General features: G+C 71.6%; 18 protein-coding genes. 13 read left to right on the top strand and 5 right to left on the bottom strand.

What is annotated here, in order from left to right; genetic code table 11:
* Positions 1 to 28: 28 nt before the first annotated feature.
* Positions 29 to 928: a proteasome assembly chaperone family protein gene (locus tag ACTWPW_RS27200; RefSeq protein WP_375118889.1), complete on the top strand. Its 900-nt coding sequence runs from the start codon at positions 29 to 31 to the stop codon at positions 926 to 928.
* 27 nt (positions 929 to 955) lie between these two features.
* Positions 956 to 1,996, top strand: a complete 1,041-nt coding sequence (locus ACTWPW_RS27195; RefSeq protein WP_375118890.1) for a Gfo/Idh/MocA family oxidoreductase — start codon at positions 956 to 958, stop codon at positions 1,994 to 1,996.
* A gap of 12 nt (positions 1,997 to 2,008) precedes the next feature.
* Here ACTWPW_RS27195 and ACTWPW_RS27190 read toward each other — a convergent pair whose 3' ends face one another.
* Positions 2,009 to 2,800, bottom strand: coding sequence for a tyrosine-protein phosphatase (locus tag ACTWPW_RS27190; protein ID WP_375118891.1), 792 nt, complete (start codon positions 2,798 to 2,800; stop codon positions 2,009 to 2,011).
* 64 nt (positions 2,801 to 2,864) lie between these two features.
* Between ACTWPW_RS27190 and ACTWPW_RS27185 the strand changes: the two genes are divergently transcribed.
* The gene (locus tag ACTWPW_RS27185) at positions 2,865 to 3,737 is read left to right on the top strand and encodes a hypothetical protein (protein WP_364125231.1); all 873 of its coding nucleotides are present in this window, start codon (positions 2,865 to 2,867) and stop codon (positions 3,735 to 3,737) included.
* Here the strand turns inward: ACTWPW_RS27185 and ACTWPW_RS27180 are convergent.
* Both ACTWPW_RS27180 and ACTWPW_RS27175 read right to left on the bottom strand, forming a co-directional pair.
* Positions 3,734 to 6,286 (bottom strand): ATP-binding protein, encoded by a 2,553-nt coding sequence (locus ACTWPW_RS27180; RefSeq protein WP_443170282.1) that lies wholly within the window; start codon positions 6,284 to 6,286, stop codon positions 3,734 to 3,736. The genes ACTWPW_RS27185 and ACTWPW_RS27180 overlap by 4 nt on opposite strands.
* 72 nt (positions 6,287 to 6,358) lie before the next feature.
* On the bottom strand, positions 6,359 to 8,458 hold the full coding sequence (locus tag ACTWPW_RS27175; protein WP_443170281.1) for a M6 family metalloprotease domain-containing protein: 2,100 nt from the start codon (positions 8,456 to 8,458) through the stop codon (positions 6,359 to 6,361).
* 106 nt (positions 8,459 to 8,564) lie between these two features.
* On the opposite strand from ACTWPW_RS27175, the gene ACTWPW_RS27170 reads away from it, so the two are divergent.
* Complete coding sequence (locus ACTWPW_RS27170) at positions 8,565 to 9,734, top strand: PucR family transcriptional regulator (RefSeq protein ID WP_375118894.1); 1,170 nt, start codon at positions 8,565 to 8,567, stop codon at positions 9,732 to 9,734.
* Positions 9,735 to 9,796: 62 nt separating this feature from the next.
* Positions 9,797 to 10,816 carry an imidazolonepropionase-like domain-containing protein gene (locus ACTWPW_RS27165; RefSeq protein ID WP_443170280.1) on the top strand — a complete coding sequence of 340 codons (1,020 nt, stop codon included), beginning with the start codon at positions 9,797 to 9,799 and terminating at the stop codon, positions 10,814 to 10,816.
* Positions 10,817 to 10,864: 48 nt separating this feature from the next.
* Here ACTWPW_RS27165 and ACTWPW_RS27160 read toward each other — a convergent pair whose 3' ends face one another.
* A complete protein-coding gene (locus ACTWPW_RS27160; protein WP_375118896.1) occupies positions 10,865 to 11,284 on the bottom strand; it encodes a MarR family winged helix-turn-helix transcriptional regulator in 420 nt (139 codons plus the stop codon).
* A gap of 69 nt (positions 11,285 to 11,353) precedes the next feature.
* On the opposite strand from ACTWPW_RS27160, the gene ACTWPW_RS27155 reads away from it, so the two are divergent.
* From ACTWPW_RS27155 to ACTWPW_RS27125, 7 genes are all read left to right on the top strand, one after another.
* Positions 11,354 to 13,087 (top strand): ABC transporter ATP-binding protein, encoded by a 1,734-nt coding sequence (locus tag ACTWPW_RS27155; RefSeq protein ID WP_443170279.1) that lies wholly within the window; start codon positions 11,354 to 11,356, stop codon positions 13,085 to 13,087.
* 104 nt (positions 13,088 to 13,191) lie between these two features.
* Positions 13,192 to 14,445 (top strand): MFS transporter, encoded by a 1,254-nt coding sequence (locus ACTWPW_RS27150; protein WP_375115286.1) that lies wholly within the window; start codon positions 13,192 to 13,194, stop codon positions 14,443 to 14,445.
* 113 nt (positions 14,446 to 14,558) lie between these two features.
* On the top strand, positions 14,559 to 14,990 hold the full coding sequence (locus ACTWPW_RS27145; RefSeq protein WP_375115287.1) for an Hsp20/alpha crystallin family protein: 432 nt from the start codon (positions 14,559 to 14,561) through the stop codon (positions 14,988 to 14,990).
* Positions 14,991 to 15,044: 54 nt separating this feature from the next.
* Positions 15,045 to 15,356, top strand: a complete 312-nt coding sequence (locus ACTWPW_RS27140) for a MerR family transcriptional regulator (RefSeq protein WP_375115288.1) — start codon at positions 15,045 to 15,047, stop codon at positions 15,354 to 15,356.
* A 41-nt stretch (positions 15,357 to 15,397) separates the two neighbouring features.
* Positions 15,398 to 16,939: a gamma-glutamyltransferase family protein gene (locus ACTWPW_RS27135; RefSeq protein WP_443170278.1), complete on the top strand. Its 1,542-nt coding sequence runs from the start codon at positions 15,398 to 15,400 to the stop codon at positions 16,937 to 16,939.
* Between the two features lie 23 nt (positions 16,940 to 16,962).
* Positions 16,963 to 17,502, top strand: coding sequence for a hemerythrin domain-containing protein (locus ACTWPW_RS27130; protein WP_375115290.1), 540 nt, complete (start codon positions 16,963 to 16,965; stop codon positions 17,500 to 17,502).
* A 33-nt stretch (positions 17,503 to 17,535) separates the two neighbouring features.
* The gene (locus ACTWPW_RS27125; RefSeq protein WP_375115291.1) at positions 17,536 to 17,859 is read left to right on the top strand and encodes a DUF5709 domain-containing protein; all 324 of its coding nucleotides are present in this window, start codon (positions 17,536 to 17,538) and stop codon (positions 17,857 to 17,859) included.
* Here ACTWPW_RS27125 and ACTWPW_RS27120 read toward each other — a convergent pair.
* A complete protein-coding gene (locus ACTWPW_RS27120) occupies positions 17,852 to 18,505 on the bottom strand; it encodes an HAD family hydrolase (protein ID WP_443170277.1) in 654 nt (217 codons plus the stop codon). The two genes, ACTWPW_RS27125 and ACTWPW_RS27120, sit on opposite strands and share 8 nt — an antisense overlap.
* A gap of 90 nt (positions 18,506 to 18,595) precedes the next feature.
* Between ACTWPW_RS27120 and ACTWPW_RS27115 the strand changes: the two genes are divergently transcribed.
* A complete protein-coding gene (locus tag ACTWPW_RS27115; protein ID WP_443170276.1) occupies positions 18,596 to 20,602 on the top strand; it encodes a catalase in 2,007 nt (668 codons plus the stop codon).
* Positions 20,603 to 20,680 lie beyond the last annotated feature (78 nt).

The raw sequence follows: 20,680 nt of genomic DNA, 5'->3' as shown, positions 1-20,680 counted from the left end.
AGAGTACCTAGGGAAAGGCTGTCCAACCGTGTTCGACCCGAAGGATCTCTACAAGCTCGCAGACGACGCGCCCGAGCTGCCCGATCCGGTGTTGCTGTACCACTTCGACGGTTTCGTCGACGCCGGCGGCGCTGGACGTCTCGCGCTGGGCCACCTGCTGGCCGAGCTGGAGCACCGGGTCGTGGCGACGTTCGACGTGGACCGGCTGCTCGACTACCGGTCCCGGCGGCCCATCATGACTTTCGACACCGACCGGTGGGTGGAGTGCGAGAGCCCGGAGCTGGCCGTCCATGTCGCGAAGGACTCGACGGGGACGCAGTTCCTGGTGATGAGCGGGCCCGAGCCCGACCGGGAGTGGGAGCTGTTCACCAGGGCCGTGGCGGCGCTGGTCGAGCGGCTGCGGGTGAGCAAGATCGTGACGTTGCACGGGATCCCGATGGCGGTCCCGCACACCCGGCCGCTCGGTATCACGATGCACGCCAGCCGGCCCGAGCTCATCAATTCGCAGACCAGCGCGTTCGGGCGGGTCCAGGTGCCGGGGAGCGTCGCGGCGCTGCTGGAGCTGCGGCTCGGGGCGCAGGGGCACGACGCGCTGGGATACGCGGTGCACGTGCCGCACTACCTCTCGCAGGCCGAATACCCGACCGCCGCCGTGACCGGCCTGGAGGCGGTGACGAGGGGCACGGGGCTGGTGTTCCCGATGGACGGGCTCCGCGACGCCGCCCGGCGTACGACGACGGAGATCGAGGAGCAGATCCAGGCCTCGACCGAGCTGTCCACCGCGATCAGCGGGCTGGAGCAGCAGTACGACGCGTTCGCGGGCGGCGCGGAGCGGGAGAACCTGATGGCCGAGACGACGCCCATGCCCACGGGCGACGAGCTCGCCGCCCAGTTCGAGCGCTTCCTCGCCGAGCGGGACGACGAGTAGCGCCCGCCGTCCATATAGCCTGGATCGATGAGTGACATCCGGGTCGGGCTGGTCGGCTACGGCACCGCGGGGGCCTACTTCCATGCCCCGCTCATCCACGCCACCCCCGGCCTGTCGCTGGCGGCCGTCGTGACCAGGAATCCCGATCGCCAGGCCGAGGTCGCCGGGAGATACGGCGCGGCGGCGGTGGCCGACGTCCAGCAGTTGTGGGAGCGGTGCGACCTCGTCGTGGTCGCCTCCCCCAACCGCACCCACGTCGCCACGGCCGCCGCCGCGCTCACCCAGGGCCTGCCCGTGGTCGTGGACAAGCCGCTGGCCAGGACCGCCGAGGAGGGGCGCGAGCTGGTGCGCCTGGCCAAGGAGCGGGGCCTCATGCTGACCGTGTTCCACAACCGGCGCTGGGACGGCGACTTCCGCACCGTGCGGCGGCTGGCCGGCGAGGGGCGGCTGGGCGAGGTGCTGCGGTTCGAGTCGAGGTTCGAGCGGTGGCGGCCGGTGCCCAAGGGCGGCTGGCGCGAGGCCGGCGGCCCGGAGGAGGTCGGCGGGCTGCTCTACGACCTGGGCAGCCACCTCGTCGACCAGGCGGTGCAGCTGCTCGGGCCGGTGCGCGAGGTCTACTGCGAGAGCAATGTCCGGCGCCAGGGGGTGGGTGCGGACGACGACACGTTCATCGCGCTGACGCATGCCGGCGACGCCCGGTCACACCTGTGGGCCGGCTCGATGGCCGCCCGGCCGGGGCCCCGGTTCCGGGTGCTCGGCTCTTCCGCGGCCTTCGAGAAATACGGGATGGACGTGCAGGAGGAGCGGCTGCGGACCGGCATGACGCCTGACTCGCCGGGGTTCGGCGACGACGAGGAGGAGCGCTGGGGCGTGCTGGGCACGCCGGACGAGCGGGAGATCGTACGCACCGAGCCGGGCTCGTACCTCGACTTCTACCGGGGCGTGGCGGCGGCGCTGCGCGAGGGCGCGGCGCCGCCGGTGGATCCGGAGAGCGCGGTCGAGGTGCTGGCCGTCCTCGAGGCGGCCCGCCTGTCGGCCACCCAGCGGATCGTCGTCCACCTGAGCTGACCGCCGCGCGGGTCAGTCGCGCAGGCGGGCGCGCATGGCGGCGGTGTCGGCGTCCGTCCAGCCGTGCCGGGCCAGCCACCCCATCGGCCCGCCGAACCGGTCCTCCAGCACGCCGAGGAACTGCTCGATGTAGCGGGCCCTCGGCATGTGGTCGTCGGCCGGGCGGGAGTCGAGGTCGCCCCGGTAGGTGTCGCTGCCCCGCAGCCGCTTGAGGATCAGCTCCAGCCGCTCCCCCGTGGCCACGTAGTCCTCGACGATCGCCGCCCGGGTCGCCCCCGCGATCTCCAGCGCCAGCGCCGACAGCACCCCGGTGCGGTCCTTGCCCGCCGCGCAGTGCACCAGGGAGGCCCCGTCGTCCATCGCCATCACCCGCAGCGCGGCCACCACGGCGTCCGGCCGGTCGCGCAGGTAGCCGAAGTAGAACCCGGTCACCCGCAGCTCCTCGTCCAGCACCCGCTCGGCCCACGGCAGCACCCGGTCGCCGTCGATGCTGTCCGCCTCGACGTCGGTGTGCCGGCCGCCCTCCGCGAACAGCGTCAGATGGTGGTGCCGCACCTCCGGCACCTGGGTCAGCGGGCCGGGGCCCTCCAGCGACACCTCGGCCGTGGAGCGGAGGTCCACCACGTGCCGCAGTTTCAGCTCGCCCACGAGCAGGGCCACGTCCGCGGGGGTGAGACCCTGCAGATTGTCGGCACGGAAGATCCGCCCGTGACGGGTGCGGCCACCGTCACGAGTCGGCAATCCGCCCAGGTCACGCGCGTTCACCGCGCCTTCCAGGTCGATCCACCTCGTCATCTCGCTCATTATTACGACCCTATATGTCCGCCAAACATGAGCGGATTCGAGGTTCATAACGCAGCATGAACGTATGGATCCACGAGCTCTGCCTCCACGGCTGGTGATCGATCCTTCGCTGCACCCGGAGATCTCGGTCGAGCTGCGGTCGAGCCCGCACATTCTCCGCCTGGCTCGTTCCGGCGCGCGCATGGACACCACCCACAACCCCGCCCTGCTCTTCGTCCTGCCCGCCTTCCTGCTGCTGATCTACATGTTGACCGGCAGCCCGGGCCTGTTCGTCGCGGGCATGGGCGTCGGCCTGATCGTCCTGATCCGGTGGATGGCGATGGACACCACATATCGGTCCACCAGGCGAAGACTCCGGCTGGCCCAGTCGCACGCCGAGCACTACATCCTGCCGGAGGACCTGGACTATCCCTGCCAGATGCTGTTGCGGCGGGCGCAGAACGCCGTCGAAGCGATCATGAACTCCAAGGTGCACAAGGCCGGCCTGATCGACAGCATCGAGAACACCGTGTCGCTGCCCGAGGAGATCTGGCAGATCGCCCAGCGGCTGCGGCGGCTGTCGTCGATGCACGCCGAGCACGGCAAGCTCATCCCGCGCGAGCTGCCGCCGGGCATGGAGGACGCGTTCAAGCCGTACACGAGCGCGCTCGACGCCGCCTGGACGTCGCTGTCCCAGCGCGTACGCCACCTGGAGAAGTACGCCAAGCAGGTGCTCAAGGCGGACAAGGTCTACCACGCCCACACCCGGCTGGAGCGGCTGGCCGCCAAGACCCCCGAGTACCAGCAGCTCCTGGCCGAGAACGTGCGCGACGAGCTGGCCCACCAGCGCATCAGGGAGCTGTCCGACCAGGCGGCACACGTGCGCAAGCTGTTCGAGGAGAGCATCCTGCAGGCCAGACAGGCGGCCGGGGAGCTGCTACGCAGCCCGCTCACCTAGGTGGCGGGCGTCGCGCGCCGCAGGAGCTCCAGGGTCCTGCGCATGCCGGCCTCGTTCCCGAGGCTGCGGTAGATCTCCCTGGCCTGCTCCAGCGGCTCCACGGCGGCCTCGTGCCCGCCCGCGTCGAGGTGCGCCTCGCCCAGGTAGCGCAGGCTCATCGCCATCCACCACCGGTCCTCCAGCTCCGCGAACGCCTGCATCGCCCGCCGCAGCTCCCGGTCGGACTCCTCGATCCGCCCGAGCCTGGCCAGCGCCCGCCCGGCCGACACCGCGTTCCGGGCCACCCCCCATGAATCGCCCAGCGCGACCAGGATCTCCTCGGCCCGCCGGACGTAGTCCAGCTCGCGCAGCCCGTTAGCCGGATCGCCGACCTCCCCGGCCGCCCGCAGGCAGCGGGCCTCCTCCCACAGCTCGCCGCGCTGCCTGAACATCTCGGACGCCCGGTCGAGGCTGAACCCGGCCCTGGCGAACAGGTTGGCGGCCGGCCGGTGGTCACCCGCGCGATACTCGCCGCGCGCCTGCGCCGCCAGCACCTCGCCGTAGACGCGCAGGGTCTGGGCCTCGGAGTAGCGGTTGCCGGCCCGCTTGAAGATCTCCAGCGCGTCCTCCAGCAGCTCCCTGGCCTCCTCCGGCCGCCGCTCGGCCATGCGCATCTCGGCCAGGTTGCGCTGGGTGCGGGCCATCCACCACGGGTCGTCCTCGCCCTTGAACGCGGTGATGGCCCCGATGAGGAAGTCCTGCGCCCGGTCCAGGTGTCCGTCGCTGAACAGCGTCATCCCGATCGTCCGCATGGCCCTGGCCGCCCACCACGACTCGCCCAGCTCGGTGCAGATCTCCAGCGCGCGCTCGGCCTCGTCCAGCGCCCGCCCGCGCACGCCCAGGCCGCCGTGGACGGCGGCGCTGTCGAGCAGCGCGATGGCCAGCGAGCGCCGGTCGCCGGTGTGCGCGGCGGCCTCGCAGCCGATCCGCGCCACCGCCGACCAGTCGGCCCAGTACGCCCGCAGCGAATGGCACAGCGAGCAGAACGCCCTGGCCAGTCCCCATGTCAGCTCCCACAGCCGGAGCTGGTGGGCCAGGTTGATCATGGCGAGGAGCGAGAGCCGCTCGGCGTTGAGCCAGTCGCCGGCCTTGACCTGCCCGTCGGCGCTCGACCGCCGGCCGCCCCGGCTCCAGTCCTGCGGCCAGCGGTTCTGGGCCGCCTCCTCGGCGCGGCGGCGGTAGCCGTACAGCACGCGCTCGATCGCGGCCCTGCGGCGCTCCTCCCCGTCCTGGCCGGCCAGCTCGGCGGCGAACACCCTGACCAGGTCGTGCAGGCGGTAGCGCATCGCGCCGGTCTGGTCGGTGCCCGAGCACTCGGCGAGCTGGGCGTCGATGAGCGCCTCCAGCTGGTCGGCGCCGTCGAGCCCGGAGATGTCGAGCAGCTCGCCGGCCACCCAGCCGGGCACGTCGGGCGCGGTCAGGGCGCTGAGCAGGCGCAGCAGGCGGCGCTGCATGCCGGTGCAGTCGTCGTAGCTGAGCTGTACGGAGGCGCGCACGCTCTTGTCCACCGTGGGCGCCACCTCGAGCTGGTCGAGGCGGCGGCGCGTGTCCGCCAGCCGGCCGGCCATCTCGCGCATCGTCCACTGCTCGCGGGTGGCGAGCCGGCCGCCGCAGATGTTGATGGCCAGCGGCAGGTAGTCGCAGAGCCGCACGACCTCCTTGGCGGCGTCCAGGTCCTCGACGATCCGGGCGCCGCCGGCCAGCCTGGCCAGCAGTTCCACGCCGTGCGCCTCGCTGAACACGCCGAGCCGCGTGTCGTGCGTGCCGTTCAGGAACAGCGGCGCCCGCGAGGTGACCAGCACCGCGCAGCCCGGCTCGGCCGGGATCAGCGGTTTGACCTGGGCGGCGTCGTGGGCGTTGTCCAGGCCGATGAGGATCCTGCGGCCCTTGGTCCAGGTCAGCCAGAGCTTGCGCAGCTCCTCCAGCCCGCCGGGGTCGGTGGTGAGGCGCACGTCCAGCGCGCGCAGGAAGCCGATCAGCACCTCCTCGGGCCGCACGGGCGCGTCCACGCCGCCGCGCAGGTTGGCGTAGAGGCGGCCGTCGGGGAACCAGCCGGCGACCTCCTGCCCGAACCTGGTCATGAGCGCGGACTTGCCGACGCCGCCCCGGCCGTACACGGAGACGACCAGCGGCGGGGAGAGGTCGGAGGACCTCCTCCGGGTGGTGAAGACCTCGCGGAGCTCGGCCAGCGCCTCGGCGCGGCCGGTGAAGTGCTCGGGGACGGGCGGCCACTGGTCGGGGGCGACCGAGCCCGGCTCCGATCGGGCCTGGCGCCTGTTGCTGCGCGACTCGGTGGTGGCCCAGGTGGTCAGCCCGACGAGCAGGGCGGCGGCCATGGTCACGCCGATCTTGGCGGCGGGCGGGAGCTCCCACTCCACGGACGCGGCCAGCACGCTCGCCGCGGCGGCCGCCAGGCCGGCGGAGACGGGCGCCGCCCACGGCAGCTTCCGCCGCCGTCGCGGTTTGTCGGGTAAGCCCCCTGTCACCTTGTCGGGCAGGTCCCCTGCCAACGAACACCCCCTTCCCGGGGTGATTCAAGCCGATGGGGCACGGCCCGCGCCAGCCGTACCCCATCGTCGGTTTCAGAGGCCGATCACGTGACAGGTGGCCGTCATGGTCTTGGTCGGGTCGCTCTCCGAGGTGGCGGTGAGCTTGACCCTGGCCAGCCGGTCGCCGCCGGCCTCGCGCACGGCGTTGACGCTCACGAGCGACTGCTTGCCGAACGCGACGGAGGCCAGGGCGTTGGGGAGCTGGGCGGTCCAGCCCTTGCCCTGGACCTCGGCCTTGAGGCGGTAGAGGTCGGAGTTCAGGTAGGCGCTGACGTCCTCCGGGTGCTGGCCCTGCGCCGGGGTCGCCTTGCCGGTGTTGAACAGCGGGAACTTGCAGGTGGAGAGGTTCTTGCCGGTGGGGATGCCGGCGGCGGGCAGGAGCTTGAGCCCGCGGCGCTGCGGGCCCGCGCCGTCGAGCGAGCGGATCGCCACGGTGTAGGACAGCTCGCCGTCACGGTTGCGCTTGAGGTCGGTGACGTAGAAGTGCAGGCGGTTGGCCTCGTCGACGTACTCGTACTCGCTGCCGGAGTCGGTGCCGGCGTGGAAGAGGGCGTCGGAGAGCTGGCGGTAGTCGCCGATCGTGATCGGCACCTTGGTCCCGTCGGGCAGGACGTAGTCGGTCATGCCGATGTCCGCCGGGTTGGCGTCGATCACCCACTCGAATGGGGCCGGGTTGTCCTGGTTCTTGGTCTTGGCCAGCAGGACGCCGGAGTCGGGGGTGAAGGAGTCGCTGCCCATGCGGTCCACGACCTCGACGGTGTAGTTCTCGTAGGCGCCGCCGTCGCAGAGCGGGTCGGCCCGGTCGCACGCGCTCTTGTCGCCGGTGTCGAAGGAGACGTTGACGCCGGACAGCTCGCTCTGGCCCGGCTGCACCGCGCGGGCCAGCACCTTGGCCGTGACCAGGCCGGACTCGTCGAGCGCCTCGCGCGACAGGCGCAGGACGTTCTGCTCGTCCACCATGTTCAGCTTGATCTTGTTGCGGAGCATGTGCTGGGCGCCCATGGACGCGCCGGCGGTGGGCGGGATCAGCCAGCGCGAGTGCGGGCCGCCGGGGCCGTTGAAGCTGCCTCGGCTGAGCATCTCCCAGATGCCGGTGTACGCCCTCTTCGGCGGCACGGCGTACGGGTTGTTGTAGTTGTCGGCGATGCCGAAGATGTGGCTCAGCTCGTGGGCGTAGACCGCCATGCCCGAGCTCTCGGCCTGGACCGAGTCGACGCCGAAGCGGGCGTTGGGCCAGAAGTTGGAGCCGGCCTGCCAGGAGCTCCACTCGACGTAGCGGGTCCTGGACCAGTTGGGCAGGGCCGGGTCGGGCGGGCCCCACTCGTCGGGCACGTCCTCCTTGGTCGGGAACTTCATCATCCCGAACTCCTGCCAGGTGGACGACTCGTCCTGGCCGGCGCTGAGGTAGAAGACGAAGTCGAACTGGGCGGCCACGTCCGGGCCGACGGCGGCGAGCCAGGCGGCGTTGCCGTCGGTGCGCAGGTTCTTGTTGCAGGTGTCGCCGGCCGGGCACGCCTCGCGCTGGTACTCCATGGCATACTCGTGGTCCTTGCCCGGCATCGTGTACGGGCCGAAGCCGGTGAGCTCCACGCCGATCCGGCCGCCGGAGTCCTCCATCCAGTATTCGTGGATGGTGTGCCCCTTGTTGAGGTCGTTCGGGGTGTTGAGGAAGTCCTGGTAGAACTTCGCCACCTGGTCACGCGGGATGTCGTGGGCCTCGGCGCTCGGGTTGGCGTAGATCGTCGAACCCTTGGGCTGGGTCACCACGAACTGCTGGTTGGGGTAGTCGAGCAGCACGAGCGCGCCCTTGAAGGTGCGCTGCGAGCCCTTGACCGAGGGGTCGTTCCAGTTGGTGCCGGGCGGCTTCTTGTAGTCCGCCCACGTCATGTGGTCGGGATTCTCCCAGTTCTGCGGGTCGATGGGCTTGATGTCGCCCGGCGGGCGGGTGCGCATGGCCTGGGCCTCGGCGGGTGCGTCGAGCTGCCAGGGTTGCGTCTGCGGCCAGTGTTCCTGCCGCCACGGGTGCTCGGGATCTGTGGGGGGTGCTGCGGAAGCAGGGGTCGCCATCAGGCTCACCGGGATCAGCACGATGGCCGCCAGCAAACCCTTCAGCAGCTTCTTCGGGGCATTCACGGATTGACGGTATAGACGTTATTGACGGAGATCACCGAACAGTTGTAGGGAAGACCTGGAGTGGCGTTTCCGTCACTTGTTGAAATTTCCAGGTAGGGGTGGGTCTGTGGCGGATCTCCAGCGCATCGTGGACGAGCTCGCCGCCCGTCTTGACCGGCCGCTGCTGTTGGAGGACCGCGTCCAGCGCGTGGTGGCGTACAGCGAGCAGAGCGGCGCCATGGACGACGTCCGCCGCGACTCGATCCTGCGCCGGCACACCGTGCCGGAGGTACGGCAGTGGCTGCGCGAGTCGGGCATCCAGGAGGCCACCGACCCGCTGCGCACCCCCGGAGCGCCGCACCTGGGGCTCCTGCCGCGCGTGTGCGTCCCGATCCGGCACGCCGACGGGCTGCTCGGCTTCCTGTGGTTCATCGACGTGGAGCCGCCCATGCCGGACGCGGCGGTCGCCGAGGCGGCGGCGGCCGTGCCGGGCCTGGCGCTGGCCCTGTTCCACGAGAGCCTGGCCAGCGGGCTGGCCTCGCACCGGGAGCTGGAGGCGGTCACCGGGCTGCTGCTCGGCGAGCGGGACCCCGCCGCGAACGCCGCCAAGCAGCTGATCGAGGCGGGGGCGTTCCCGCAGTCGCAGGCGGTGACCGTGCTGGTGGCCAGGCCGCGCACGGCCGAGCCGGACGACGCGCTCAGGCTGGCGCTGGAGCAGGGGCTGCTGGCGCTGCGGCGGCGGCTGAGCGGGCATCATCCGCTGCACCTGGTGCGCTACGACCACGCCGCGCTGCTCACCGCGGGGCCGCCGGTGCCGGCCGACGAACTGCACGCGGCCATGCCGGTGCCCGTGGTCGTGGGGATCGGGCGGGCCAGGCCGGCGCTGGCGGCGGCGGCGGAGTCGTACCGGGAGGCCAGGCACGCGGCCGAGGTGACCGCGCGGGTGCCGGGGCTGGGGCGGACGGCGGAGTGGGCGCGGCTGGGCGTGTACCGGATGCTCACCCAGCTGCCCGACCAGGAGTTGCATCCGGGGCTGGAAGGGCTGCTCGGGGACGCGCAGTACCTGCCGCTGCTGGAGACACTGGAGACGTACCTCGACCTGGCGGGCAGCGCGGTGGCGACCTCGCGGGCGCTGCGGCTGCACCGGACGTCGCTCTACTACCGGCTGCAGCGGGTGGAGGAGCTCGCGCGTACCGACCTGAAGGACGGCGGCGAGCGGCTCGCCCTGCACCTGAGTCTCAAACTCGCGCGGTTGTCCGGGCGCTACTTACCTAGGGATTCGCATAGTTCGTCCTGATTGCGTCATTGTCCGGGGTTCACGTTTAATGCCCTGAGGGCTAGATCCCACGGGGAGTTCTGATGCCGTCTGCCAAGCGTGCCGGGCCGGGTCTGGGCCGGCGCGCGCCCGCGCCCGTCGTGATCCATTCCGCGCCGCTCGTGTTGCCCGTGTGCGCCGATCCCCTCCGCGACGGGGCGGTGGTGACCAGGGGCGAGCGCGTGCTCGCCGTGGGCCCGCGGGCGGAGCTGCTGCCCTCCTTTCCGGCCGCCGAGGAGCTGCGGTGGCGCGGCATGATCGTCGCGGGCCTGGTGGACGCCTGCTCCGCCGTCCCGTCCACCGCTCCCGGCGTCACCGCGCGAGGGCGCGTGGTCTCCGGTCCGGCCGACCCCACGAGCTTTCCCGGCATCTCGTACGTCGAGGTGACCAGCGAGAGCGAGGAGGAGTGGGAGGAGAGCGAGCGGGACACGGTCATCACGGCGATCCGGGAGATCGACCGGCCCTGCGCGGTCGGGATCGCGGCGCGCACGCGGCATCCCCAGGTGCTGGAGGACGTGGCCGTGCTGGCCAGGACGTTCGGGCTGCGACTGCTGGTCGATCTGGACCGGCACTCCCCCGCGGCGCTGGACGACGCCGGGGTGCTCGGGCCCCTGTGCCACGTGGTGTGCGCCAGGCCGCTCGACCCGGGCGAGCGCAAGCTGCTCCGGCTGCGCAGGACCGTGGTGGCCCTGTGCCCGCCGGGGCCGGAGCCGCCCGCGGACGCGCTGGCACTGCTGGAGGAGGGCAACACCGTGGCCTTCGGGACCTGCGGGCACGTGCGGGGACCGGACGAAGGTCCGCTGGGGCCGGCCGCGGCCGTCCGCCGGCACGTACGCGAGCAGGGGCTGCGCCCCCGAGGGCTGGACCGCAGGCTGGTGGAGGCGGCCACGCTGGGCGGGGCCGCGGCGCTGGGCATGCACCGGGGCCGGGGCCGGATCGGGGCGCTGGCCCCCGGCACGCGCGCCGACTTCGCGGTCTACGACGCCCGCGGGCGCTACCCGTACGCCGCCCTGCTGGCCCAGCCGCCCTGCCTCGGCACGGTCGTCGGCGGCGCGATCGCCTGACCCGCCCCGTCCCCGTCGTCGCCGGCACGATCACCCGATCGCCCCGGTTCAGCGGAACTGGTCGTCCACCAGGCTCAGCAAGCCCTTGAGCTGCTCGCGCTGCCCGTCCGACAGGACCGCGAACAACTCGTCCCCCGCCTCCCTGCGCGCGTCGCGGGCGCGCTCCGACAGGGCGCGGCCCTCGGGTGTGAGCACCAGCAGGGTCGAGCGGCGGTTGGCCGGATCGACCTCCCGGCGCACCAGCCCCGCCTCCTCCAGCGCGTCCACGACCGGCGTGAGCGAGCGCGGCACGATCCGCAGCTCGTCGGCCAGCCGCACCATCCGCAGCGGCCGCTCGGCCTCGGCGATGGCCCGCAACGCCCGCGCCTGGCCCGGGTTGAGCCCGAGCGGCTCCAGCCGATGGAGGTATCCATGCCGCAATCGCCTGCTGATCAGGAACAACAGCTCGGCGAGCGCCTTTTCTGCCATGTCGGTAAGTTTAGCCGGAACAAATATGAGTTAGCCTCTGTTTGAGTGGACATCTGAAAGGAGACCCACTTGGCGGAGGAACCACGCGCGCCACTGGGGCGCATCGTCAAACTGTTCGGCGCCTATCGTGGCCGCCTGGCCGTGGTGGGCTCGCTCATCCTGCTCTCCTCGCTGGTGTCGCTGGCCTCGCCCTTCCTGCTGCGCGAGGTGCTGGACGTGGCGATCCCGGCCCGGGACACCGGGCTGCTCACGCTGCTGGCCCTGGGCATGATCCTCGTGGCGGTCACGACGACGGTGTTCGACGTGCTGCAGACGCTCGTCTCCACCACCGTGGGCCAGCGGGTCATGCACGACCTGCGCATCGCGGTCTACGGCCACCTGCAGCGCATGTCGATGGCGTTCTTCACCAGGACGCGGACCGGCGAGGTGCAGTCGCGCATCGCCAACGACATCGGCGGCATGCAGTCGGTCGTCACCTCGACGGCCGCCGCCATCGTCTCCAACCTCACCACCGTGCTCGCCACCATCGTCGCGATGCTCGCGCTCGACTGGCGGCTGACGGTGGTCTCGCTCGTGCTGCTGCCGGTCTTCGTGTGGATCAGCCGCAAGGTCGGCTCCGAGCGCAAGCGCATCACCTCCGAGCGGCAACGCAAGCTGGCGAGCATCGCGTCCATGGTGCAGGAGTCGCTGTCGATCAGCGGGATCCTGCTGGGCCGCACGATGGGCCGCTCGGCCGAGCTGACCGAGCGCTTCGGCCGGGCCTCCGACGAGCTGGCCGAGCTCGGCGTGCGCACCAGCATGGCCGGGCGCTGGCGGCAGTCGTCCATCCAGCTCGTCATGGCCGCGATGCCCGCGATGATCTACTGGGCCGTCGGCCACACCGGGTCCGTCTCCGTGGGAACGCTGGTGGCGTTCACGACGTTGCAGGCGGGCCTGTTCCGGCCGGCGGTCTCGCTGCTGCGGCTCGGGGTCGAGGTGCAGACCTCGCTGGCGCTGTTCGGGCGGATCTTCGAGTACCTGGACCTGCCGGTGGACCTCCACCCCGGCCGGCGGGCGCTGGAGGACGTGCGCGGCGAGGTCCGCTTCGAGGAGGTCGACTTCTCGTACGGCGACGCCCCCACGCTCACCGGCGTGGACATCACCGTGCCGGCGGGCACCAGCCTGGCCATCGTGGGCGAGACGGGCTCGGGCAAGACCACGCTGAGCTACCTGCTGCCCCGGCTCTACGACGTCACCGGCGGGCGGATCACGATCGACGGGGTGGACGTGCGGGAGCTGACGTTCGAGACGCTGAGCGACGCGGTCGGCGTGGTGTCGCAGGAGACGTACCTGTTCCACGCCTCGATCGCGGACAACCTGCGCTTCGCCCGCCCGTCGGCCACCGACGAGGAACTGGAGGCGGCGGCGCGGGCCGCGCGCATCCACGACCACATCGCCTCGCTGCCCGACGGCTACGACACCGTGGTGGGCGAGCGCGGCTACCGCTTCTCCGGGGGCGAGAAGCAGCGCCTGGCCATCGCCCGCACGCTGCTGCGCGACCCGCCGGTGCTGATCCTCGACGAGGCCACCAGCGCCCTGGACACGCAGACGGAGCGGGCCGTGCAGGAGGCGCTGGACTCGCTGGCGCGGGGCCGTACGACGATCACGATCGCCCACCGCCTGTCCACCGTCCGCGACGCGGACCAGATCGTCGTGCTCGACCACGGACGGGTCGTCGAGCGCGGCACCCACGACGAGCTGATGGCCCGCGGCGGCCACTACGCGGCCCTGGTCAGCCGCGACCAGCCCCTGGAACTCGTCTAATCCACTTTCAAACGTGTCTTGCCTCACATTCCGGCCAGACCGGAATCCGGTCCCGGGAGAAGGGTGTTTGCTCCCCCGGTGCATCCCCAAGGCAAGGACCCGTTTTGTCTCCCTCCTCCTCCACGTTCAGAGCCCTGCGTCATCACAATTACCGGCTCTGGGCGGGAGCTGACATCGTTTCCGTCACCGGCACCTGGATGCAGGTGCTGGGCGTCAACTGGCTCATCCTCACGCTGACCGGGTCGGCGACCAGCGTCGGGCTGAGCCTCGTCATGCAGGCGCTGCCGACGCTGCTGCTGGGGATGTGGGGCGGGGCGCTGGCCGACCGGCTGCCCAGCCGGCCCGTCGTGATCGCCGCCCAGGTGGCGCAGGCCGCCCTTGCGGCCGCGCTGGCGGTCATCGCGTTCACCGACGTGCGTTCCGTGCTGCCCATCTACGGCGTGGCGCTGGCCGGCGGGGTGGTCACCGCGCTCGGCGGGCCCGCGCTCGGCCGGTTCGGCGCCGAGGTCGTGCCGCCCGCCGACCTGCCGAACGCGATGGCGCTCGGCTCGATACTCAGCTCCGCCGGCCGCATCCTGGGCATGAGCCTGGCGGGCGCGCTGCTGCCGATCACGGGCAACGGCGGGCTGTTCGTGATCAACGCCGCCAGCTTCTTCGTGGTGATCGCGGCCGTCGCCGGCATGCGGCGCGCGGAGTTCCACGTGCTGGCCGCCGCCGAGCGGCAGCCCGGCGCCGTGCTCGACGGCCTGCGGTACGTGCTGCGCACCCCGTGGCTGCTGGTGGTCCTCGCCCTCTGGTTCGTCTCGGGCAGCGTCGGCCGCAACTACCAGGTCACCATGGCGGCCATGAGCGCCGGGCCTCTGGAGTCGGGCGCCGGCGGGTACGGCCTGCTGTCCACGGTCTTCGCCGTCGGCACGGTGATGGGCGGTTTCCTGGCCGCCACCCGGCCCCACTTGACGATCCGGCTGCTGCTGGTGATGGCGTTCGTGACCGGGGTGGCGCAGGCCCTGAGCGGGCTGATGCCGTCGCTGTGGGCGTTCGCGGCCATGATGCTGCCGATCGCGGCCGGCGCGGTGGCCCTGGACACCACCGTCTCCGCCAGGGCGCAACTCGACAGCCCGGAGGCGATGCGCGGCCGGGTGATCGCGGCCCTGTCCATCGTCAGCGCCGGGGCGGGCGCGCTCGGCGGGCCGCTGCTCGGCCGGCTCAGCGACACGCTCGGCCCGCGGATCGCGCTGGAGATCGGCGGCGTGGCCTGCGTGGCGGCGTCGCTGCTCGCGGCGGTGGCACTGGCCCGGCTGTCCGGCCGGACGATCAGGCAGGCCGTCAGGGTGCGGCCCCGCCTCGAGAACGCCTGACCTTACCGGGAATTCTTCCTTACCCCTCTTTGGTTGCATACGGGTGAGCAGCTAACCTACAACTGAACTTGGAGGTTAGCTGCATCCGAGCATCCAGCGAGGAGGGTGGAAAAATGTTGTTGACCTCGATCGATCCGTTCGTCCAGGAGTTCGAGCGGCAGTTCAACCGCCTGGCCCGCCAGACCTTCGACAACGGCGCCGCCGCGATGCCGATGGACGGCCTGCGCCGCGCGGACGACGTGCTGCTGCGGTTCGACCTGCCCGGCATCGACCCCGACTCCATCGAGGTGACGGTCGACCGCGGCGTCCTCAGCGTCAGCGCACGGCGCGAGGAGGAGGTTGCGGAGGACGAGCGGCTGTTCGTCCGCGAGCGCACCATGGGCACGTTCACCCGGCGTGTCTACCTGTCGGAGCACCTCGACAGCGACAAGATCGACGCGGGCTACGCCAACGGCGTGCTCACCGTCCGCATCCCGGTCCTGGAGCGGGCCAAGCCGCGCAAGGTGGCGATCCAGCGCGGCGACACCAAGGCCATCAAGGCCTGACGCGCGGTCCGGGGGCGGGCACCCCCGCCCCCGAGCCACGAGGAGACCAGCGAGATGCCGGACCTGCCCTTCGACGACGAGCACGCGCCTCTCTACTCGCTCGGGCAGGTGGCGGAGATGCTGCAGGTCCAGCATGCCTTCCTGCGGCGGCTCGACCAGCACGACGTCATCAGGCCGAGCCGGTCGAGCGGCGGCCAGCGGCGTTACTCGCGGCGCGACATCATCATCGTCCAGCACGTCACGCGGATGGCCGAGGAGGGCATGACGCTGATCGCCATCCGCCGCATCCTGGAGCTGGAGCGGGAGGTCGCCACGCTGCGCCACCAGCTCAAGGAGGCGCTGGCGCGGCTGCGCGACCAGGGGTGAGCCCGAGCGGGTGCCGGGCGGGGGCGCGTACTCTCTTGGACGTGCACAACACCAGATACGCGCCCTCCGGCATGGTGTGCAGCGTCGACCACCTGGCCTCGGGGGCCGGGCTGGCGACGCTGGACCGCGGCGGGTCGGCAGCGGACGCGGCCATCGCCGCCAACGCCGTGCTCACCGTCGTCGCCCCTCACATGTGCGGCCTGGGCGGCGACCTGTTCGCCCTCGTCCACGACGGCGGCGTGAGCGCGCTCAACGCCTCCGGCCGGGCGGGTTCCGGCGCGGATCCCGCCCGGCTGCGTGCCGAGGGCCACGCGCGCATGCCCCACCTGCACGACATCAGGTCGGTGACGGTGCCCGGCTGCGTGGACGGCTGGCTCGCGCTGCACGCCCGGCACGGCCGCCTGCCCATGCCCGACCTGCTCGCGCCGGCGATCCGGCTGGCCCGCGACGGGTTCCCCGCCTCGCCGCTGATGGTGGCCGGCGCCAGGAACGCGGCCCGCCGTCCGGGCGGCTCCGACTTCGCCCCCGTACGCGCCGCGGGCGACCGCCTGACCAGGCCGGGCGTGGCTCGCGCGCTCCAGGCCGTGGCCGAGCGCGGCCGGGACGGCTTCTACCTGGGCGAGTTCGGCCAGGGCCTGATCGAGCTGGGCGCGGGCGAATACACCGAGGCCGACCTGGCCGCGCCCGGCGCCGACTGGGTCGAGCCGCTCAAGGCGCGCTCGTCCGGCCACGACGTCTGGTCGATGCCGCCCAACTCCCAGGGTTACCTGCTGCTGATGTCCCTCGCCATCGCCGAGGGCCTCGACCTGCCCGCCTCGCCGCACCATCCCGCCTGGGCCCACCTGCTGGCCGAGGCCGCCAGGGTCGCCGGGCACGACCGGCTCGACGTGCTGCACGAGGACGCCAAGGACCTGCTCGACCCGGCCCAGATCGCCGGGCGACGGGCACTGATCGACCCCCGGTCACGATTGCGGCTGCGGGGGCAGACCGAGCGGGGCGACACGACGTACCTGTGCGCGGTGGACGGCGACGGCATGGGCGTGTCGCTGATCCAGTCGAACGCGTCGGGGTTCGGCAGCATGGTGTTCGAGCCGCGTACCGGGATCAACCTCCACAACCGCGGCATCGGCTTCTCACTCAAGCCCGGCCACCCCGCCGAGTACGGCCCCGGGCGGCGCCCGCCCCACACCCTGACCCCGGCGCTCATCACCCGCCCCGACGGCACGCTCAGGTCCGTGGTGGGCACGATGGGCGGCGACGCGCAGCCCCAGATCCTGCTGCAGGTCATCACCAGGCTGCTGCGGCACGGCGAGGAGCCCGGGCAGGCGATCTCCGCGCCGCGCTGGCGGCTGGGCACCGGCGGCACCGGGTTCGACACCTGGGAGGCGCCCGACGACGCGGTCCTCGACCTGGAGGAGGGCGGCGGCTGGGCCGACGGCCTGACGGCGCTCGGGCACCGGGTGGCGGCGCTGCCGTACGGGAGCTCGTTCGGCCACGCGCACGTCATCGACCTGCGGCCGGACGGAATGCTGGCGGGGGCGGCCGACCCGCGCTCGCTCGTCGGCTCAGCGATTGGACGGTGACCGTCCGGGTAGCTAGCGTCACCATGGCTACCGATGTCATCACTCTCATCACCCAGGACCACAGAGTCGTGGAAGGCCTCTTCGAGCGGCTCAAGAAGAAGCAGGGCGATCAGAAGGCCACCGTCGCCGAGCTGCACGCCCTCCTGATCGCGCACGCGCGCGCCGAGGAGGACCGCGTCTATCCGGGCATCGACGCGCACCACAGCGTCGAGGAGCACAAGGAGGCGGAGGTCCTCCTCGACTCCCTCGTACGCGCGGAGCCCGGCTCGGCGGAGTTCACCAAGACGCTCGACGAGCTCATCGCCTCCGTCACCCACCACGTCGAGGAGGAGGAGACCAAGATCCTGCCCTCGCTGAAGAAGTCGGCCGGCGCGAAGGAGCTGGAGCAGCTCGGCCGGGCGTTCAAGCAGCGCAGGGCCGAGGAGCTGCAGGCCCTGTCCGGCACGGGCGACGGCGCCACGAAGGCCGAGCTGTACGAGCAGGCACAGAAGGCCGACATTCCCGGCAGGTCCCATATGGGCAAGGAAGAGTTGGAGCAGGCCCTAAGGCACGCCAAGTCATAGGATTCCGGGCCGTTCCCTGGGTAGGGGGCGCGTATGACCGAAACACCTCCGAACCGGTACGGCATGAGCGACGAGCAGGAGATCGAGGTCGAGGAGTGGACCGACGATCTCGGCCTCACTCATGAAGTCGCCGAGGACGACCCGCAGCACAGGGACACGCTCGACGAGCGCCTGCGCCGCGAGGCTCCGGAACGGCTGCGCGAACCCCGCTCCAAGCACCGGCTGACCCAGCCGGACGAGGGGCTGGAGCCGGACCGGGACGACGAGGAGATCGGCGAGGACTGGGGCGACGACTCCGACGACCTGTCGGCGGAGGAGCGGGCGGTCCGCATCGATCCCGACGAAAATCTCACATGAGCCGTCCCAGGGCGGGGAGAAGAGCATGCAGGCCGTCGGCGATCACGTCGGCGGCCGCTGCTTGGGGGCGCTCGGCATGCAGGTAGCCCCACGGGCCGCGGCGCAGCAGCGCGGTCCGCATGCCCGCCGCGGCGGCCGGCAGCACGTCGTTGTCGAGCCGGTCCCCCACGTAGAGGATCTCGGCCGGCTCGCGCCCGGCGACCGCCGCGACCTTGGCGAAGAATCCGGGATCCGGCTTGGAGACGCCCCATCCCTCGGAGGTGTGCACGGAGTCGGCGGGCAGGTCCATGGCGACCAGCGCGTCGAAGGCCCGCCGCGGCTGGTTCCCGGCGATGATCACCTGGTACCCGGCCGCTCGGAGGCCGGCCAGGGCCTCGCGCACGTCGAGGTAGAGATCGTCGGCGTCGAAGTGGTTGCGCAGGCCGGTGGGGTCGTCCCGCTCCCAGGCGGCCTCCTCGGCGGCGAGGTCGAAGCCGGGGCGGACGAGCCGGAAGGCGTCGCCGTGCGGCCGGTCCAGGGCGGCCATGCCGCCGAGCGCGCCCATCAGCACGAAGGGGCTGACGCCCAGCCGGCCGGCCCAGCGGGTCCAGATGCGCGTCTCGTCGATCAGCGTCTCCCCGACGTCGAGCACCACTGTCTTGATCATCGATCCCCCTGCTCGGCAAACCCTGTTTCACCTCATTCATCCGGGCACTAGACCACAGCCCGGACAAATACCTGCAAGGGGGATTTTTCCATGCAACCAGAGCGCGACGCGAAGGACCGTCAGCTCGACGAGCACCGTGTACCCCTCGACGATCTCAACATGACCACCGACCAGGGCGTTCCGGTCGACGACACCGACAACTCGCTCAAGGCGGGCACACGCGGGCCCACGATCATGGAGGACTTCCACTTCCGTGAGAAGATCACCCGCTTCGACCACGAGCGCATCCCCGAGCGGGTGGTGCACGCCAGGGGCGCCGGCGCGTACGGGGTCTTCGAGCTGTACGAGCCCCTCGGCGACCTGACCACCGCGGCGTTCCTGAACGACACCACGGTGAAGACGCCGACCTTCGTGCGCTTCTCGACCGTGGCGGGCTCGCGCGGCTCGGCCGACACCGTGCGCGACGTGCGCGGCTTCGCCACGAAGTTCTACACCACGCAGGGCAACTTCGACCTCGTCGGCAACAACTTCCCGGTCTTCTTCATCCAGGACGGCATCAAGTTCCCCGACTTCGTGCACGCCGTCAAGCCGGAGCCGCACAACGAGATCCCGCAGGCGCAGTCGGCGCACGACACGTTCTGGGACTTCGTCCAGCTCCAGCCGGAGTCGCTGCACATGGTCATGTGGCTGATGTCCGACCGGGCGATCCCGCGCAGCTACCGGATGATGCAGGGGTTCGGGGTGCACACGTTCCGGCTGGTGAACGCCGCGGGGCAGGGGACGTTCGTCAAGTGGCACTGGCGGCCGGTGCTGGGGACGTACTCGCTGGTGTGGGACGAGGTGCTGCGCATCCAGGGGAACGACCCCGACTACAACCGCCGTGACCTGTGGGAGGCGATCGAGCGCGGCGTCTATCCCGAGTACGAGCTGTGCGTGCAGCTCGTGCCCGAGTCGCGCGAGCACGACTTCGACTTCGACCTGCTCGACGCCACGAAGATCATCCCTGAGGAACAGGTGCCGCTGCGGCCCATCGGCAAGATGACGCTCAACCGGAACCCGCAGAACTTCTTCGCCGAGACCGAGCAGGTGGCCTTCCACACGGCCAACCTGGTGCCGGGCATCGACTTCAGCAACGACCCGCTGCTGCAGGCCAGGAACTTCTCCTACCTCGACACCCAGCTGCTGCGCCTGGCCGGGCCCAACTTCCCGCAGATCCCGATCAACCGGCCGATCGCCCCCGTACGCAACGACCAGCGCGACGGCTTCCACCAGCACCAGATCCACGAGTCGCGCACCAGCTACGCCCCGAACTCCATCAGCGGCGGCTGCCCGGCGGCCATGGACGGCTACCGGCACCACCAGGAGAAGGTGGACGGCTCCAAGATCCGGATGCGCAGCCCCAGCTTCGAGGACCACTACAGCCAGGCCACCCTGTTCTGGAACAGCATGGCGGACTGGGAGAAGCAGCACATCGTGGCCGCGTACCTGTTCGAGCTCGGGCACGTCGAGCGCAAGCACATCAAGGAGGCCATGGTCGCCCATCTGGGCAGGATCCACCCGGACCTGGGCGCCCAGGTGGCCCGGGGGCTTGGCCTCCCGGCGCCGGCCGGGGGCGGCCCGGTGCACGCGAACGCCTCGCCCGCGCTCAGCATGACCGGCCAGCCGCGCAGCGTCGCCACCCGCAAGATCGCCGTCCTCATGGGCGACGGGGCCGACGCCGCCGCCGTCACCTCCCTGCGCCAGGCCCTGGAGGGCCAGGGGGCGATCTGCGAGATCGTGGCCCCGCACGAGGGCGAGGTCGGCGGCCTCCCGGTGGACCGCCAGCTGAGCGCGGCCAACTCCGTCATCTACGACGCCGTGGTGGCGGCGGACGGCGCGGCGCTGGCTTCGATGGGGCGGGCGCGGTTCTTCCTGCTGGAGGCGTTCCGGCACAACAAGGCCATCGGCGCGGTGGGCTCGGGTCGGCAACTGGTGGAGGCCGCGCAGTTGCCCAACGACGTCGGGGTGTTCGTGGGGGACGACATCGCGACGGCCTTCGCGCAGGCGGTGGCGGGGCACCGCTTCTACGAGCGGGACGTGTCCAGCGTTCCCGCGTGATCAGCTTTACCGATCGGCCGCCTCCGCTCCCGGCGGAGGCGGCCGATCGTCTTCACGGGCCGATCGTCTTCACGGGCC

This window comes from Nonomuraea sp. KM90, from assembly GCF_052246675.1.
GTDB lineage: Bacteria > Actinomycetota > Actinomycetes > Streptosporangiales > Streptosporangiaceae > Nonomuraea.
Note: the sequence above shows the minus strand (reverse complement) of the source record. Positions and strands in the feature narration are given on the sequence as shown.